Origin of the sequence: Azospirillum sp. A29 (assembly GCF_042604625.1) — a bacterium.
Lineage (GTDB): Bacteria > Pseudomonadota > Alphaproteobacteria > Azospirillales > Azospirillaceae > Azospirillum > Azospirillum palustre.
Map to the genome: position 1 here is coordinate 355065 of NZ_CP170461.1, position 15923 is coordinate 370987.

Annotated in this window: 11 protein-coding genes; 5 read left to right on the forward strand and 6 right to left on the reverse strand. The window is 66.7% G+C overall.

The window, feature by feature from the left end:
• Nucleotides 1–263: 263 nt before the first annotated feature.
• Nucleotides 264–1400, forward strand: a complete 1137-nt coding sequence (locus ABNQ38_RS07255; protein WP_377806456.1) for a hypothetical protein — start codon at nucleotides 264–266, stop codon at nucleotides 1398–1400.
• A 209-nt stretch (nucleotides 1401–1609) separates the two neighbouring features.
• A complete protein-coding gene (locus ABNQ38_RS07260; RefSeq protein WP_377806457.1) occupies nucleotides 1610–2362 on the forward strand; it encodes an SDR family NAD(P)-dependent oxidoreductase in 753 nt (250 codons plus the stop codon).
• 300 nt (nucleotides 2363–2662) lie between these two features.
• Here ABNQ38_RS07260 and ABNQ38_RS07265 read toward each other — a convergent pair whose 3' ends face one another.
• The 3 genes from ABNQ38_RS07265 to ABNQ38_RS07275 form a co-directional block, all read right to left on the reverse strand.
• Complete coding sequence (locus ABNQ38_RS07265) at nucleotides 2663–4111, reverse strand: CDC27 family protein (RefSeq protein WP_377806458.1); 1449 nt, start codon at nucleotides 4109–4111, stop codon at nucleotides 2663–2665.
• 127 nt (nucleotides 4112–4238) lie between these two features.
• Nucleotides 4239–4676 (reverse strand): hypothetical protein, encoded by a 438-nt coding sequence (locus ABNQ38_RS07270; RefSeq protein WP_377806459.1) that lies wholly within the window; start codon nucleotides 4674–4676, stop codon nucleotides 4239–4241.
• Between the two features lie 925 nt (nucleotides 4677–5601).
• A complete protein-coding gene (locus ABNQ38_RS07275; RefSeq protein WP_377806460.1) occupies nucleotides 5602–6381 on the reverse strand; it encodes an NAD(P)H-dependent oxidoreductase in 780 nt (259 codons plus the stop codon).
• Between the two features lie 95 nt (nucleotides 6382–6476).
• On the opposite strand from ABNQ38_RS07275, the gene ABNQ38_RS07280 reads away from it, so the two are divergent.
• Nucleotides 6477–7442: a LysR family transcriptional regulator gene (locus tag ABNQ38_RS07280; RefSeq protein ID WP_377806461.1), complete on the forward strand. Its 966-nt coding sequence runs from the start codon at nucleotides 6477–6479 to the stop codon at nucleotides 7440–7442.
• A gap of 144 nt (nucleotides 7443–7586) precedes the next feature.
• On the opposite strand, the gene ABNQ38_RS07285 is transcribed toward ABNQ38_RS07280, so the two are convergent.
• From ABNQ38_RS07285 to ABNQ38_RS07295, 3 genes are all read right to left on the reverse strand, one after another.
• The gene (locus ABNQ38_RS07285; RefSeq protein WP_377806462.1) at nucleotides 7587–8264 is read right to left on the reverse strand and encodes an AAA family ATPase; all 678 of its coding nucleotides are present in this window, start codon (nucleotides 8262–8264) and stop codon (nucleotides 7587–7589) included.
• Nucleotides 8265–8568: 304 nt separating this feature from the next.
• Nucleotides 8569–10770, reverse strand: a complete 2202-nt coding sequence (locus tag ABNQ38_RS07290; RefSeq protein ID WP_377806463.1) for a tetratricopeptide repeat protein — start codon at nucleotides 10768–10770, stop codon at nucleotides 8569–8571.
• Nucleotides 10771–10895: 125 nt separating this feature from the next.
• Entirely contained in the window at nucleotides 10896–12305 is a 1410-nt protein-coding gene (locus ABNQ38_RS07295) for a tetratricopeptide repeat protein (RefSeq protein ID WP_377806464.1), read from the reverse strand.
• 330 nt (nucleotides 12306–12635) lie between these two features.
• On the opposite strand from ABNQ38_RS07295, the gene ABNQ38_RS07300 reads away from it, so the two are divergent.
• Complete coding sequence (locus ABNQ38_RS07300; RefSeq protein ID WP_377806465.1) at nucleotides 12636–13874, forward strand: glycosyltransferase family 2 protein; 1239 nt, start codon at nucleotides 12636–12638, stop codon at nucleotides 13872–13874.
• Complete coding sequence (locus ABNQ38_RS07305; protein ID WP_377806466.1) at nucleotides 13871–15346, forward strand: tetratricopeptide repeat protein; 1476 nt, start codon at nucleotides 13871–13873, stop codon at nucleotides 15344–15346. The genes ABNQ38_RS07300 and ABNQ38_RS07305 overlap by 4 nt, the downstream gene beginning before the upstream one ends.
• Nucleotides 15347–15923: the final 577 nt, after the last annotated feature.

Below are 15923 nucleotides of genomic sequence, written 5' to 3' on the forward strand. Positions count from 1 at the left end.
GGAAACCGCGGAAAGCCGATGGAACGCCAGCTTCCAAACGGATCCACCCGGCAAAATCGCCGCGCTTCGAGCGCGGAAGCTGGCCAACCCGGATTCTAAACTGATCCATCCGACAGCGACAAATTTCTGTGTTTCCCCCGACGGTCCGCCACCCTGCGTCCGTGGCGCTTGGCTTCCACGAAATAAAACCGCCAATATGAATCAATCTGTTATTTTGCTTCTCAAATCGTTGCCGTTGTGGCCGCAAAAGACTGGCTGTTCTCATGTTTTCCGCCGCCGAAAAAGCCGACCCCGCTGTCCGCGCCGCCGCCCTCGAGCGCGCCACCCTGGCCGTCGCCCGCCTCGATGCCATCCTGGACGGCCATCCGCTGCTCCCCGCCTGGCAGCACTGGGTGCGCCTGGAGGCGGTGCGCATCCACGCCGGTCTCGATGGGCACCGCGTCGACCCGCAGCGCCTCGCCGCCTTCCTCGAAGGGCTGCGCCTGCGCGCACCGGACACACCGGCCCATCACGAACGGGGCGCCGACCTCGATGCGCTCTCCCACGCCCTGCGGCTCTACGGTCTGATGCTGGCCGCCGCCGACCGCCGTCCCGAGCGCGACCTTGATGCCGGCACCGACGCCCCCGAGCACCGGGGCCTCACCGAGGACGCGCTGTCGGCGCTGACGCGGCCCGGCCTCGGCGCCCGCCTGCCGGCGCTCGCCCGGGCGATGCGGATGTGGATCGTCGACGACCGCCCGCGCGGCGCGGTGCGCGCCGCCCTGCCGGCGGCATTGCGGACCACCGGCGTGACCCGCACCCTGCTGCCCATCCTTGCCGGCGCCGACACCCTGCGTCCGGACAGCCCGACGGACGCGGATGGCTGGATGCTGGCCTTCGGCTACAGTCTAGAGCGCGAGGCTGCGGACGGCCTCGCCATTCTGCGCCGGCTCGAGCACGCCTGGCGCGGTGCCCGCGCCGCCATCGGCCCGCGTCGCTCCAACAGCCGCCTGCCGGCCGCCGTCGATCTTCTCGCCGCCATGCCGTTGCTCGGTCCGACCCGGCTGGCCAGCCTGCTCGGCTGCTCGCTGCGTGGTGCCGGGATGATGATGGAGGAGCTGGTGGCCTGCGGCGCTGCCGTCGAGGTGACCGGCCGTGGCTCGCACCGCCTCTACGGGCTGCCCGGCACCGAGGGCATCCGCGGTGCGACCGCCGGACCGCGCCGCTACGGACACCGGCGGGGACGGCCGCCGAAGATCTTGGTGCCGGAGCCGCTGGCCGCGACCGAACCGTCCCCGCCGTCACCACCCATGCCCGCCCGCCTCGAGCGTCTGGAGGTCGATTACGCGGCGCTGGACGCCCTGCTTGCCGACACCAGTCGGGTTGTCGAGCGCGTGCAGCGGCTGCTCAGGAGCCGGTGATGACCGGCCCCTGCGCGGGCCGCGCCGCAACCGCTGCCACGCTCGCTGCCACGCTCTGGGCATCCAGGTTTTCCACCAGCAGAGGTGCCCACGCTCCCTTGGTTGAACCTGGTTGACCGCGGTCAAGACTCACGGTCCCGCTTTCTCCGATGCTTCCGATGTCGGGAACCACACGGCTCCCGGTTTCGATTTCGAACAGGGAGACCCTCATGGCGAAGCTTCTGGACGGCAGGGTCGCCGTCGTCACCGGCGGTAGCAGCGGCATCGGCGCATCCATTGTCGAGCGCTACCTGGCCGAGGGCGCCAAGGTCGCCGTCTTCGCCCGCAACGCCGGGGCTCTTCAGGACCTCGCTGCACGGAACCCGGACCAGGTGCTGGCCGTGCCCGGCGACGTCACCGTGCGCGCCGACCTCGAACGTCTGGTCACGGCGACGGTTGAGCGCTTCGGCGGGGTGGACGTGGTGGTGCCCAACGCCGGCGTCGCCAAGGTGGTCTCCTTCGCCGACAGCGACGAACAGGCCATCACCGAGCAGTTCTCGGTCAATTTCGTCGGGGCGCTGCAGACCGCGCGGCTGTTCCTGCCGCACGTGCGCCGGGGCGGCTCGATCGTCTTCGTCACCACATTCCTGGTGCAGGTTGGCTTCCCCGGTCTGGCGATCTACAGCGCCAGCAAGGCGGCGCTGACCTCGGCGACCAAGACTCTGGCGGCCGAGCTGGCACCGCAGGGCATCCGGGTGAATGCCGTCGCCCCTGGCCCGATCGCCACGCCGATCTGGAGCAAGGTCGGGCTGCCCGAGGACGTGCTGGGCCAGGTTGCCGCCAACGTCACGGCCCGGTTGTTCCCCGGCGCATTCGGCGCCCCGGAGAGCATCGCCGACGCCGCGCTGTTCCTCGCCTCCGACCAGGCAAAGAACATCTATGGCCAGGAGCTGGTGGTCGACGGTGGCTATACGGTGGGATGAGAAGCCTTTGCTGTTCCACCGGCCGCCGAGGCGGCAGGGCCCTTCGCCGCTGTTCCGGAGCGTGCGAAGGGCTCCAGCCCTCCAGCCCCAGGGCGGAAGGCGGTCGCCGCAAAAATTCATATCATGATGTTGTTTTATGAAATTCACTAAACAGAATCATGGTTTCATGAAATGCCGCCTATCGGTCCGCTTCGCACGACCCCTGTGCCTGCTTTTGCAAGGAGCAGCGCTTGGCGGGCTGCGTCACTCGGCAGCGGAGCGTGATTGCGACAGATGTGTGAGGTTGCCAAAGGGCGCTGGTCAGGTCCTGAGGGCGACCACCTGACGCAGGGCCTGTTCGGCAGCCGCGAACACGCTGTCCCAGTCGCTGGGCGTGGTCTGGCGGAACAGGCGCATCGACGGGTACCAGGGGGTGGTGTCGCCCTTATCGCCATAGACCCAGTAGGGCATGAACTGCAGCAGGTTCCACACCGGCCGGCCGAGCGAGCCGGCCAGATGCGCCACTGAGCTGTCGGTCATGATCACCAGATCGAGCCGTTCCAGCACCGCCGCGGTGTCGGCAAAGTCGTTGAAATGCGGCCCCAGCGGCGTGATCAGGGTGGAGGTGCCGAGCGTCTCCAGTTCCGCCTCCGGCGGACCCTTCTGGATGCTGTAGAGCCGCACCTTCGGCACGTCGAGGAAGCGCAGGAAGCGGCTGAGCGTGGTGGCGCGCCGCGCGTTGTCCTTGAAGGTGACGCGGCCGGACCAGATGATGCCGACCTTGATCGTGCCGTCCGGACCGGGAACCAGCCTGGCGGCCTTCTCGCGCGCATCGGCCGGAACGGTCAGGCGGGTGGGCGGAGGCACCGTCTCGATGGTCGTGCCCAGCCGGTGCGGCAGGCTCATCAGCGGGCAATGGACGTCGTAAGCGGGATAGGGGGTGCCGGCGCGCACGAAGCCGTCGATGCCCTCCACCCCGGACAGCAGGCGCTGCAGTTCCGGATGGCATTCCAGCAGGACCCGGCCGCCGCGCGCCTTGACCAGCGGCGCATAGCGCGCGGTCAGCAGCACGTCGCCGAAGCCCTGTTCGGTGGTCAGCAGGATGGTCTTGCCGTCGAGCGGCCCGCCGTCCCACATCGGGCCTTCGGCGATGCGGTTCTGGTAGCTGGGCAGCGACAGACGGGAGTCATAGTCGCGGAAGCCCTCGGCATAGCGGCCGACCTGCAGCAGGGTCAGGGCGCGGTCCCACAGCAGGCCCACGTCGCCGGGTCGGGCGCGCAGGGCGACGTCCAGGATCTCCAGCGCCCGGTTGAAGCGGCAGCCGTGCCGCAGCGCCACCACCAGGTTGGACAGCAGGCTGGCGTTGCCGCCCGACAGCACCACCGCATGCTCCTGCGCGGCGATGGCCTCGTCATAGCGTTCCAGGTCGCCCAGCACGTTGCCCAGATTGGTCCAGGCGCCGACATGGCGCTGGTCGATCTCCAGCGCGCGCCGCTGGCAGGCGATCGCCGCCTCCGGCTTGGCGGCCTGCCGCAGCAGGGCGCCCAGCGCGCTCCACACATTGGGGTCGTTGGGCTGCTGCTCCAGCATCCGTTCCAGCATCTCGATGCTGAGGCCGTGCGAGCCGGACTGGGCGTGTGCCGGCGCAGGGGAAGGGACAGCAGGGGCGGCCGGGGCCGGGACGGACGACACCGGGCGGGGCGAGGCCTGAAGGGGCAAGGCTGCCTGGGAGGACGGCGCCGGGGCGGCCTGGGTGATGTTTGCCTTCATTTCTCGTCGTCGCTGGTGGTCTGCAATCGGTTTGGAGCAGGAGCAGAGCGCGGGTAGGGCATAGACGGCTCCTCAAGGAGAGTCAAACCGTCCCTTCGGCCGCACTTGTGTGCTTCTTGGGACGGGCTCAACGCCGCCGCAAATCCTGGAGGTCGATGTCGTCGATCCGGAAGCCGGCCTGCCGCAGGGCCTTCAGCACGATCACCTTCTGGGCGGTGCCTTCGCGTGCGGCGGCTTGGCGCAGTTCCTCCACCAGATAGTCTGGCAGCATCGCCTGCCACGGCCGGGTCGGCGCCGGACGGACGATGGTGGGGGCGGGAGCCGGCTGGGACTGCGGCGCGGGCTGGGAGATTGCGGTCTGGGACGTGGCGGCCTGGGACGTGGCGGCCTGGGATGCCGCGGGCGGCTCCGTCTCGGTCGGCAGGAAACCCTTGCTCAACCCGTACTGGCGAATGGGGTCGATGTCATCCGTGCCCAGCCCGCCGATCCCGATCCCGCCCAGCGGAGGACGGGCCGGCTTGGCGGCAGGCTTCACGGACGGCTTGGCGGGGCTGTCGGTCGACATAGGGGCTCCGGTCAGGGCGGCACCGGCATGGGCCGGCTGGATAAGCCATGAAGCAATATCATGACTTGCTGTCCTGTCTTTGCGACATGTGGCGGGCGCGCAGCGTGCCATGACGGAAAGCCGGCCGGCGTGGCGCGGGAAACACAGGGGGGCAGGCCCATGAATCATGTCATTAAAAGGAGACATGAAATAAGGGGGATGAGAAATAGTATGGGTTTGGACCGCCTTCTACGGACGGCCAAGCTGGCATTCGGTGCGGCGGTGGAGTTGGCCCCACTCTCCTCATGCGGAGCGGAAGCGTGGCCAAAGCGGAATCGGAGCGAAAGCATAAACATGAAACAATGGTATGAAGAAAAGCCATGAAATGCTGGGACGATACTCTCATCACAGAGGGGCAGGAATCTCCGCAAATCATGAAATGATGATGCTCGTTGATCCGATGTCGCCTCTTGGTATTTTGCCTTGGCGTGTCAAGCGATGACGGGCATTGGCATAGGAAATCAGCCTTGCTCTGATGATTTCCTGTCCTGTTATATTCATATGATTAAAAATCATGAAATGAGATTTCAACACGAATCGGCTGCAGGCCCTGCCCGTCCGAACGCCGGGCCGCTGGTGGTCCCTGGTGGCCGGCGCTGGACGGGCGGTTGGGGCCTGCAAAGAATGTCGGCAGGCGGCGCGGGACATGGATGTCACGCAGTGGGCCAGGGACCTGAAGCGGGCTTCAGTCGACCGGGATCGGTTGGAGGGTCTCATCCGCCTTTTCAACGTCGCCGAGGGGACGGCCGGCAAGCTGGCCGCACCCTCACCCCGGATTTCCCACGTCACACCGACCTTGGCGTCGCTTCTGAACGCGGTGGAGGGGATTCACCTGGACCGCGTGCCGATCCTGTCGGCGGTTGAGTGCTTTTCCCCAATGGCGCCCTCATTTCAGATGCAGGGAAAAGCCGGACACGCCGGCCGCTTCCAGTCCGGGGCAAAGCTCAAGGCTGGGGATCAGATAATCGCCACCATTCTGCCGGCGGAACGGGATCGGTCGGGTGGTTTCGAGCGTCCGCATCCGCTCGCGCAACTGTTCGGCCGCCTGCTCGAAACCGGCCTCGTCGAGACGCTCCACCCTGTAGATGACAAAGGGAGGCAGCACATCGTAGCCGGGATAGTGCAGGACGCCGTGGTTGATCGGGAACAGAAGATCGTCGATCGGGCCATTGATGCCGCGCGGCGAGTAATGCTGTTCCCAGCCGCCCGTCGTGACGATCAGCATGGCACGCTTGCCGCCGAGCGTGCCTTCTCCATAGCGGTCGCCCCAGCGGTGGTCGCTGTGCTCGCCGACACCATAGGCGAAGCCGTACGCATAGACGCGATCGATCCAGCCTTTGAGGATTGCCGGCATGGTGAACCACCAGAGCGGAAATTGAAGGATCAGCGCGTCGGCCCGCAGCAGCTTCTCCTGCTCGGCCTTCACGTCATCCGTCAGGGCATCGGCGGCGAAAGCATCGCTGGATGCCTCGGTGACCCGGAGGCGCGTGTCGGGATCGAGTGTAGGAAAGTCGGTACGATCCACCTGGATCTTCCAACCCATGGCGTAGAGGTCCGACAGCTCGACCGAATGACCTTGCGCCTTCAGTTCCCCGACAGCGACATCGCGCAGGGAGGCGTTGAGGGATCGGGGTTCCGGATGGGCATAGACGATGAGCACGTTCATGGCGGGCACCTGCTTGTTGGAGACGCTTTTTTCCAAGCTAGGCGCCAGACTGTTATTCCGGTACAGGCGGGGTATGGATAGGATAATGCCGGGAAATGGATAAATCGGATATAACGCTCGAACGCATGCGCACCTTTGTCCGCGTCGCGGAACGGGGAAATCTTTCGGCCGTTGCACGGGAGACGAACAGCGGACAGTCGAGTGTCACCCGGCATCTGCGCGAGCTTGAGGAGGCCTTGGGCGTGGCGCTGCTCAGCCGCACGACGCGACGTGTCATGCTGACGGAGGAAGGGCGCCGCTATTACGCCAACGCCATCCAGATTTTGCGCCTCGTCGAACAGGCCGGCGACGAAGCGCGCAGCGCTCGCGGCGCATCGGTGGGCACGGTTCGCGTATCCTGCACGGCGGCGCTCGGGGTCCGGTACATCAGCCGGCTGATCTTCGCCTTTCAGGATCGCCATCCCCAGATCACCATCGATCTCAGCCTGACGGACGAGCGGGTCGATCTGGTGCGCGAAGGCGTGGACATTGCCATTCGTCTCGGACCGCTTGCCGACAGTTCCATGAGATTGCGGACTCTCGGTACGAGCAGGCGCATCCTCGTCGGCTCGCCTGAGTATCTGGCGCGGCATGGACGGCCGGCAACGCCCGGGGAGCTGGCCGGCCTCGACGGCGTCCGTATGTCGAACATCACCGGAAGCGAGGCGCTCACGCTGGAAGGGCCGAACGGCGAAACCCATCTCGTCCCCTTCGATGGAAGACTTCGGGTCGATCACGGGCTTGCCGCACGGGAGGCCTATCTTGCCGGTCGCGGCATCGGCCCGGCGCACCTTTGGCTGGTTGACGATCTGCTTTCCGAAGGGCGGCTCGAACCGGTCCTGCCGGACTATGCTCCGCCGCCCGTGTCTCTCAACATGCTCATCGTGCCGGAACGGGCGGACATTGCCCGGGTCAGGCTGCTGGTGGAGTTCCTGGCCGCGGAAGTGCTGAGTATCCCCGGCATCGATCATGGCCCGGTGGAGGCGTGGCGTTCTGCCGCTGGGGTTAATCCTCGGACGTAAGCCGGCGTCAGGCGCACCCCGGCGGCACCGGCCAGCAACCCAGGAAAAATCATTTCATGAAAACATAAAGTGATATCGTGACCTGGTTTCAGCCATTTCCATGGTCCAGCTTCCCTGATGCCCGGTGCGGAGCGTCCTTGGCCATCACCCCCGCGGGATCAGCGGGTTGGCCGGGGAGCTATCCAGGAAGGCAACGAACTCGTCAGTCAGGGCGCGGACGTTCAGGTCGGCGTTGCTGTCCGGGTTGACCTCGCCCGGGCCATGGCCGGTGTAGGTCATCTCCTTCAGGAGGGAGCGCTCGATCAGCTCGGTGCGGAAGGCGGGGACGCCATGTTCGTCCAGCAGACCGCGGGCATGGCGGTCGACGCGGGATTCGATGGCGGCCTGGGTGCGGACGATCACCACGCTGGAGGCCGGCGTGTGCTTCAGCACGCCGACGGAATCCGCCACCACCTTGAAGGTGCGCACCGTCTCCTTCACGTCCATGAAGGACTGCTGGGTCGGGATCAGCACCCCATCGCTGACCGAGAAGGCGTAGAGCATGGTCAAGTTGCCGAAGCCGGCAAGGTCGATCAGCGTGTAGTCGAAGCCAGGCGCATTTTCCTGCACCGTCTGGCGGACGTTCGATTCCGTGATCTCGTCCAGCACCCGCACGCCGGCATCGTTGCGCCGCCGTGCCCATTCGGCCAGATGTCGGTTGGGGTCGCAGTCGAGCAGAAGCACGCTCGCGTCGCGCCGGCGCAGTTCGGAGGTGAGCGCCATGACCAGACTGGTCTTGCCGACGCCGCCCTTGGTGGAGGCGAAACTGATGATCCGTGCCATGCGGTGGTTCCCGGTAGCAAAGGATGGAAAGCGGGCTGACCCGAGCGGGAGCTTTGCGGATTTACACGCAAGATCAGGAAAGATGGAAGTGGTTTCACGTCATGAAGAAGAATAATGAAATCATGATATGAGAAAATACGATGTTGTTATGGATCGTGCGCGGGGGAGCGATCAAGGCGGTGGCGCTCCCTCCGCCTCATGCTTTTCAGCCCTGCAACGCCGACACGTGGCGCCCGGATCCGACAGAACCGGGGCGTATGGGCGTCCAGGCTTTGTGCATCCGGCCGAGCCATTCCCACCAATGTTATCGAGCGCTTGTTTCAAGCCGCTCGTTGACGAAAACCCGCAGGGCGTCGGCGACAGTCTCGACCACCGGTGCCCAATCCCCCGGTCCGGTCTGGTGGAACAGGCGCATGGTTGGATACCAGGGGCTGGTCTGACGGCCGGTCAACCACCGCCAGCACCCGTCGAAGCGCGACAGGACCCACACCGGTTTGCCCAGCGCTCCCGCCAGATGTGCGACCGACGTGTCGACGCAGATGACGAGGTCCAGGGCGGAGATCAGGGCCGCCGTATCGGCAAAGTCCTTCACCTCGTCCATCAGGTCGACCACCGCCATGCCGCGGGGCGGCGTGTGGGACTGCGTTCCGGCGGTTCCCTTCTGCAGGCTGAAGAAGACCGTGCCGGGCACGCCGGCCAGAGGAGCCAAGTGGGCCAGGGTCATGCTGCGCCGCTGGTCCGTCGCGTTGGCGTGAAGCATATGGGGACGCGGATCGCCGGCCCACACCAAGCCGACCCGCACCCCGCCATGGACCGGAATCCGCCGTTGCCAATTCTCCACGTCCGCGGGATCGGGGGCAAGGTAGGGAACCTTGGCCGGGATGCTGTCCAGCGTCGTGCCGAAGAAGCCGGGCAGGCTCAGCAGCGGGGTGTGGACGTCGAAATCCGGAACCGGATCGTTGACGGCGTGCACCGAAGCGATCCCCGGCATGCGTTTCAGCAGCCGCACCAGCCCCGGTTGGGCGACCAGCATCACCCGCCCCGCGCGATCGGTCCCTGTCCGCTCCGCAAGAAGCGGCACATAGCGCGCGAAATGCAGCGTGTCGCCATGCCCCTGCTCGGCATAGACGAGGATGCTGCGGCCATCCAACGGCTCTCCCTGCCAGCGTGGCTGGGACAGCTTCGGCAACGGAAGCTGCCCGGTCCGCCACCGCCACTCGTAATGCCTCCACCCCTCCGCGAGAGCGCCGGCCTTCAACAGCGTCAGCGACAGGTTGAAATGGGCGTCTGCGTTCTCCGCGCTGCGGGCCAGAACCTGACGGAAGCACTGCTCCGCCGCCTTCAGCTCGTTGCGGGACAGATGCACGATGCCGAGGTTGTTGCCGGCCGCAAGGTTACCCGGATAGAGACGCAGGGCGCGCCGGCACTCCTTTTCGGCCTCGTGGTAATCGGCGAACCGCTTGGCCCGGGTGCGGAGCGCATGGCCGAGATTGGCATAGGCGTCGGGGTGGTCCGGCTTCAGCGCGATGGCCTGACGATAGCGGGTGCGGGCAGCGGCGGACTCGCCCAGCTCCCACAGCGCATTGGCCATGTTGTTGTGGGGGCTCGGATAATCGGGCCGCAGCAGCATGGCCCGGCGGTAATGGGGTTTGGCCGCCACGTACCGTTTCTGCATCAGGCAGGCGCTGCCCAGACCGTTCAAGGCCTCCGGGTGATCGGGTTTCAGCGTGATGACGCGCCGGTAGACCTGTTCCGCCGTGGCAAGCTCCTGGCGCTGGATGAAGAGGTCGCCCAGCGCCTGGGGGTGGTCGATGGCGAGCGGCTCCACCCGCATGGCGCGGCGCAGGGCTGTCTCCATCCTGCGAGGATCACCGGATCCGCGGGCGACGCGGCTGAGATGGCCGATGGCCTCCGCATGGTCGGGCTGAAGCGACAGCGCCCTGTGGTACAAGGCTTGCGCCTCGCTGAAGCGCCCAAGGTCGAGCAGGGCGTGCGCCAAATTGATCGCGCCTTCGGTCCGGTCCGGTGCCAGGGCCACAGCCCGGCGGCCGCTGGTCCGGGCCCGGTCCGGCTGGCCGAGGAGCTGGAGGGCGCGGGTGAGGTTGATGACGGGTTCGGCATAGTCCGGGCGCAGCACGACGGCCTTGCGATAAGCCGCTGCCGCTGCCGCCATGTCGCCTTGCGTCCGAAGCCCCTCGCCGACGCTGTTGTGGTACTCGGCACGGTCGCGCGTGATGCGCAAGGCACGGCTGAGCAACGCCAGGGCACCCGCCTCCCGCTGGGATTGCAGCTCTGTCAGCCCCAGCAGGTGCCAGGCATCGCCATGGGCCGGTTCCAGCGCGAGCAGGGCGTGATAGATCCTGGCCGCCTCGGTCAGGCGACCGGCACGGTGGGAGGCGATCGCCCTGTTCAGAAGGCTGCCGGCCGGCAGCGTGCCGGCCTGTTCCGCCCCGGCCCGATCCGTCTGAATGTGACCGGTTCCTCTGATCTCGCTGCTCGCGTCCAAAGCGGTGTGTTCCAAATCAATCCGAATGACGGTTGCCGACCGTAGGGTGAAGGCTAGCCGGACAGGCTTAACCTTCGGCTAATCGAAGCCGGGGGCGGCTCCGATCATAGCAATCCGATCTCCGGTTACGCCAATCCGTTCAGAGGGCAGCGACCGGCGACCACTGCCCGCAGTTCGGCGGAGATCGCCGCGACGACGCTGGTCCAGTCTCCCGGGGTCGGCTGGCGGAACAGCCTTGCGGTTGGATACCAGGGACTGTCGACCCGCCCCTCCATCCAGCGCCAGTCGGAGGCGAATGGCAGCATGATCCAGACCGGCCGGCCCAAGGCACCGGCAAGATGCGCCGGCGCCGTGCAGGAGGTGATGACGAGGTCGAGTCCGGCCATGATCGCCGCGGTGTCCGCGAAATCGCGGATCCTGCCGCCCAGCTCGGTGACGGTGGTGGGCAGGACATGTCCGGCCAGGTCGCGCCGTCCGTCCCCCACCTGCAGCAGGACCATGTGCAGGCCGGGCAGCGTCAGCAGGGGAGCGACAGCCGCGAAGCGCGGCGACCGTTGGCGGTCGCCGCCGAACCCCGGGTTTCCCGCCCACACCAGCCCGACCTTCAGCCCGGCGATGCCCGACAGCTGCGCGCGCCACGCCGCCGCATCCTCCGGTGCCGGATGCAGATAGGGCACCCCGCCGGGAATGCTGCCGCGGTCGGTGCCCAGCAGGTGCGGCAGGCTCAGCAGCGGAGCCCATGCATCGATCCGCGGCTTCTGGTCGCCATCCGCCACCACGTGGCGCACCCCGTCGGCGCGCGTCATCAGGCGCTTCAGCGCGGGCGAGCAGGCCATGGTCAGCGTTCCGCCGCCGCGCTCCACCAGCTTGGCGTAGCGCACGAACTGGATGGTGTCGCCTTCGCCCTGCTCCGCCACCGCCAGCAGGGAGACGCCGTTCAGCGCCCCGCCGCGCCAGCGGGGAGCCGGCGTGTCGAGCACGGGCGCGGGCTGCGGCGTAGCGGCGTAGCGATGTTCGTACCAACTGAAGCCGGTGCGCAGATCGCCGCGGCGCAACAGTGCGAAGCCGAGATTCTTCGCCGCCTCATGGTGGTTGGGGGCCAGGGCGAGCGCCTGTCGGAAACAGGCTTCCGCTCTGGCGGTCTGGCCGGCATCGAACAGAAGCGCACCGAGGTTGCACAGGGCATTCGCATGTTTGGGCTCCAGGCTCAACGCGCGCTTGAGGGCCATGACGGCGGCCTCGTCGCGATCGGCCCTGCGCAGCTGGCTAGAGAAGTTGGACCAGACTTCCGCATAGCCGGGGTCGATCGCAACCGCCCGTTGAAAGCAGCGCATGGCCAGGGCGCTGCGGCCGAGCTGGCCGGCCAGGGTGCCGATATTGGCATGAACGGGGCCGTACATCGGGAACTTGCCGGCCGCCCGGGTGAAGGCTGCGATCGCCGCCTCCCGGTCGTCCTTCTGCAATGCGAGCAAACCGGCTTGGAACTCCGGGCTGTGCAGGGGGTCGGTCGCGGAGGTGTCGGGGCGGGCAGGCATGGGGGGTCCGTCGTGGCGCTGCGGCCGGCTGGTGGTGGACCGCCATCCTAGCCGGGATCGGCACGTCCGCAAGGCCGTCCCATCCGGAACCGTCCTGCTGTAAAGTGGAAGCCCTCCACCCCGTGCCGCTTTCCCGAACCGCCGAGTTCCCGCGTGATCCAAGACGCTCAAGGCCCAGACCCTCAAGCTCCCGATGCTCAGACAAAAAGGGCACAGACCGCCCTTCGCCATGCGATCGATGCCCATCGGGACGGGCGCCTTGCCGACGCGAAGCGGTGCTACGCCGAATTGCTGTGCACGGCGCCGGCCGATCCCGGATTGGTCCTGCTGATGGCTCTGGTCGAGGTGACGGAGGGGGGAACCGTCCGCTGGCTGCCCAGGGTCACCCCCCTGGTCGCACCTCTGTCCACCGGCGATGCCGCCTTCGAACGGCTGCGCGAGGTCATGCTTTCGATGACCGCGCATCGGCTGTCCGTTCAGCTGGAGGAGGGGGGGATCGATCGGGCCGGCGTCGCACTGGCGCGGCTGGTGGAGGCGCTGCCGCCGCATCGTGCCTTGCTACGCCTCCTGGCGCTGGTCCGCTTCATCCAAGGACGCGACGCCGAGGCCGACGGACTGCTCGCCCGGGTGTCGGGCCTTGCGGCCGATGCGGCCGCTGGCCAGGGTGCCGCTGCCGTGCCGGTGCCGGAGGCCGGGCTGGAGCGGGCGTTGCGCGCGCTCGAGCGGCGGCGCAGCGACCATCAGGTGGTGGGCAGCGTGGTGATCCCGGCCTACCGGGTGGAGGGGTGCATCGGGCGTGCCCTGGACAGCGTGGACCGGGCGGTGCGCTATTACCGGCAGGCGGCGGGGGATGCGGACGCGCGCTTCCATCTCTGCGTGGTGGACGATGCGTCGCCGGACGCCACCGTGGAGGTGGTCCGGGCGTGGTCGCAGGCTCATCCTGAACACAGCCTGTCGCTGCTCGCCAACAGCCGCAACGGCGGGGCGGGGCGTTCGCGCAACCTTGGGGCAGCCATGGCGATGGGGCCGTATCTCTGGTTTCTCGACGCCGACGACTGGTTTCTCGAACGCCACCTCTGGGTGACGGCCACGGCGCTCGACAGCCATCCGGAGATCGGCTTCGTGCGCACCGGCATCCGGTTCGACAGCATCGACCGCGACATCACCCCGATCTGGCGCTCGGCCTCGGAAGCGACCTATCCCTGCAACCTGTGTGTGCGTCGTGTCTGTCACGACCTGATCGGCGGCTTTCCCGACGAGGAACCGTTCAATCCGGCCGGGCCTGAGGATGTCTGCTACAGCAGAGCGTTGCAGTCTCTGTTCGCCGGGGCGAAGACCGCGGAACCGACGGTGTGCTATACGCTCAGCGATGGGAATGTGTTCGACAAATTGAAGGCGGACATGCTGAGCGGCAGGCCGCCCGGGCAGGGGGCACCGCCGGAGCCGGTCCATCTGGCGGCGGAGCTTCTGATCCGCCGCCGGCTTTATGCCCTGGAAGCCAAGCGCGGAATGGACTGGAACGGACCGCCCATTCTTCCCGACAGGAGCGGGCGGATGATCGCCCTGTGACGGATCCTGGACGGCTCTGCGCCCAGGACGGTCGGCCGTACCGTGACGCCACCCCGTTGCGCGCGGCGTTGGCGCTCGATCCTGGCCGCGTCGAGGGATGGAGCGCGCTTGCCATGACGATCCATGCGGCGCAGGGGCCAACGGCTTCGGCGGCGGCCTTCCGCCGGGTGGCGCGGCTGTTGCCGGAAACGGCGTCCGCCCACCTCAATCTGGGCAATGTGCTGTTCGATTCCGGATGCTGGCTGAACGCTGAAACGAGCTTGCGGCAGGCCCTGGCGCTGGATCCGGTGCGCGCCTATGCGCTGTTTCAGCTTGGCCGGGTGGCGCGCCGGACTGGCCGGGCGGACGCCGCCTGCCGGCTGCTGGACCGTGCGGCCCGACTGGAGCCGCCGACGTCGCCCGCCGCGGCCGACATCGGGGCAGAAACGGCCCTGGCGCTGCGCGACTGCGACCGTTGGCAGGACGCCACCCGTCATGGACGACGGACCGCGGCCCTGGTTCCCGACCGCTATGACGTTCACCTTGCGCTCGGCGCCGCCGCCGAGGCGGAGGGCAGCCCCGCAGCCGCACTGTCCGCCTATGAGCGTGCGATCCGCTGCCATCCGGGATTCGGCGAAGCGTTTACCCGACGCGCCCTCCTGCACCTGCAGCAGAGCTGGAAAGCCCCGACGCCGCGCCCGGCGGCCAGGGGTGCCGGACGGCGCCTCGCTGCGACGGAGTTAGGGTGCAACGGCCGTTTCGGCAACCAGCTGCTTCAGTACGGCTTCCTGCGCCTCTATGCCGCCCGCCACGATCTGGAGCTGGAGGTGCCGGAGTGGGTGGGACGTTACCTGTACGATTGTGACGATCCGCTGCCCGGAGCTCCGCTCCCCCGGGTTTCGGAGGACGACCATGATTTCTTCGCCTCGCTGTCCGGCGCGGCGCCGGTTCGGGCGGAATGCGACGTCACCGGCTATTTCTGCCGCCACACCGCGGCGCTGGCACCGTACCGGACGGAGTTCCGCAGGCTCTTCACGCCCGGCCGGTATCTGTGGCCGCGCGCCGACGCGATTGAACATCGTTTGCGCGCACAGGGACGGACGGTTGTCGCGCTGCATCTGCGGCGCGGCGACTATGGCTGGGGGCGGTTCTGGATCGCGCCGGAGCTGTGGTACCTGACGTGGCTGGAGCGGCTGTGGGCCGATCTGGACTCGCCCGTTCTCTATCTGGCGACCGACGCGCCGGAACTGGCCGGAGCCTTCGCCCCCTTTTCCCCCATTCTCGCCACCGACCTGGGCAAGCCTCTGGCGGGTGCCGAGTTCTTCACCGATTTCCATGCGCTGTGCGTCGCCGATGTGCTGGCGATCTCCAACAGCACCTTTTCCTTCGCGGCCGGCCTGCTGAACCGGACCGCCCGGCGGTTCGTCCGCCCGGATCGTCAACGGCGCATGCTGGTGCCGTACGACCCCTGGGACGCCGAAGTCCTGCTTTGAACCGACGCCGGGCCGGCCGTCGCAACCGATATCCCCAAAGATTGTCCTGTAAAGGCCGGTAGAGCAGCCGCGCGCCCGCGGCAACCTATGGATATGCGGCATAAGGGCATTCGAAAAGCTGTTTGCCCGCTTTCATGCTAATTTGATATTAACTTGGGTGGTAATACTTTAGTGGTCGTGTGTTTTAAAGTCTTCAGGAAATGATGTTCTGAGTTGTTTCTAGAAATATAAAAATATTACGAGAATTATCATGATTGACAATCGATTTGAACTGCAACCGATACGAGAAATTTTTAAAAAAGAAGAGAAATGCGATGAGTTCCGAGTTTGAATTGACATTATGTTTACTCTGAATTTTCGAATCTTTAGGAGATTAGATTTGTTTGTTAAGTGTCTTAATGAAGGAATAGATTTTACGGAAGCGATTATTTGCTTTCCGTCCTTGATATCGTCGTGTGTGAACGGTTTGGCACCGGTATCCATCGATCGGCCCCGACTCCGAAGCTCGGCGTGATCCGCCGAGGACCCTCGACATCGTCTTTCCCGACTCTCTCAAGCTGCCGCGTGTGAGGAAATT

Bases quoted from the DNA above. Each gene is read 5' to 3' on its own strand.
- ABNQ38_RS07295 (WP_377806464.1), bottom strand. From the start codon at position 12,305: ATGCCTGCCCGCCCCGACACCTCCGCGACCGACCCCCTGCACAGCCCG.
- ABNQ38_RS07275 (WP_377806460.1), bottom strand. From the start codon at position 6,381: ATGAACGTGCTCATCGTCTATGCCCATCCGGAACCCCGATCCCTCAAC.
- ABNQ38_RS07260 (WP_377806457.1), top strand. From the start codon at position 1,610: ATGGCGAAGCTTCTGGACGGCAGGGTCGCCGTCGTCACCGGCGGTAGC.
- ABNQ38_RS07300 (WP_377806465.1), top strand. From the start codon at position 12,636: ATGGCTCTGGTCGAGGTGACGGAGGGGGGAACCGTCCGCTGGCTGCCC.
- ABNQ38_RS07270 (WP_377806459.1), bottom strand. From the start codon at position 4,676: ATGTCGACCGACAGCCCCGCCAAGCCGTCCGTGAAGCCTGCCGCCAAG.
- ABNQ38_RS07255 (WP_377806456.1), top strand. From the start codon at position 264: ATGTTTTCCGCCGCCGAAAAAGCCGACCCCGCTGTCCGCGCCGCCGCC.
- ABNQ38_RS07280 (WP_377806461.1), top strand. From the start codon at position 6,477: ATGGATAAATCGGATATAACGCTCGAACGCATGCGCACCTTTGTCCGC.
- ABNQ38_RS07265 (WP_377806458.1), bottom strand. From the start codon at position 4,111: ATGAAGGCAAACATCACCCAGGCCGCCCCGGCGCCGTCCTCCCAGGCA.
- ABNQ38_RS07285 (WP_377806462.1), bottom strand. From the start codon at position 8,264: ATGGCACGGATCATCAGTTTCGCCTCCACCAAGGGCGGCGTCGGCAAG.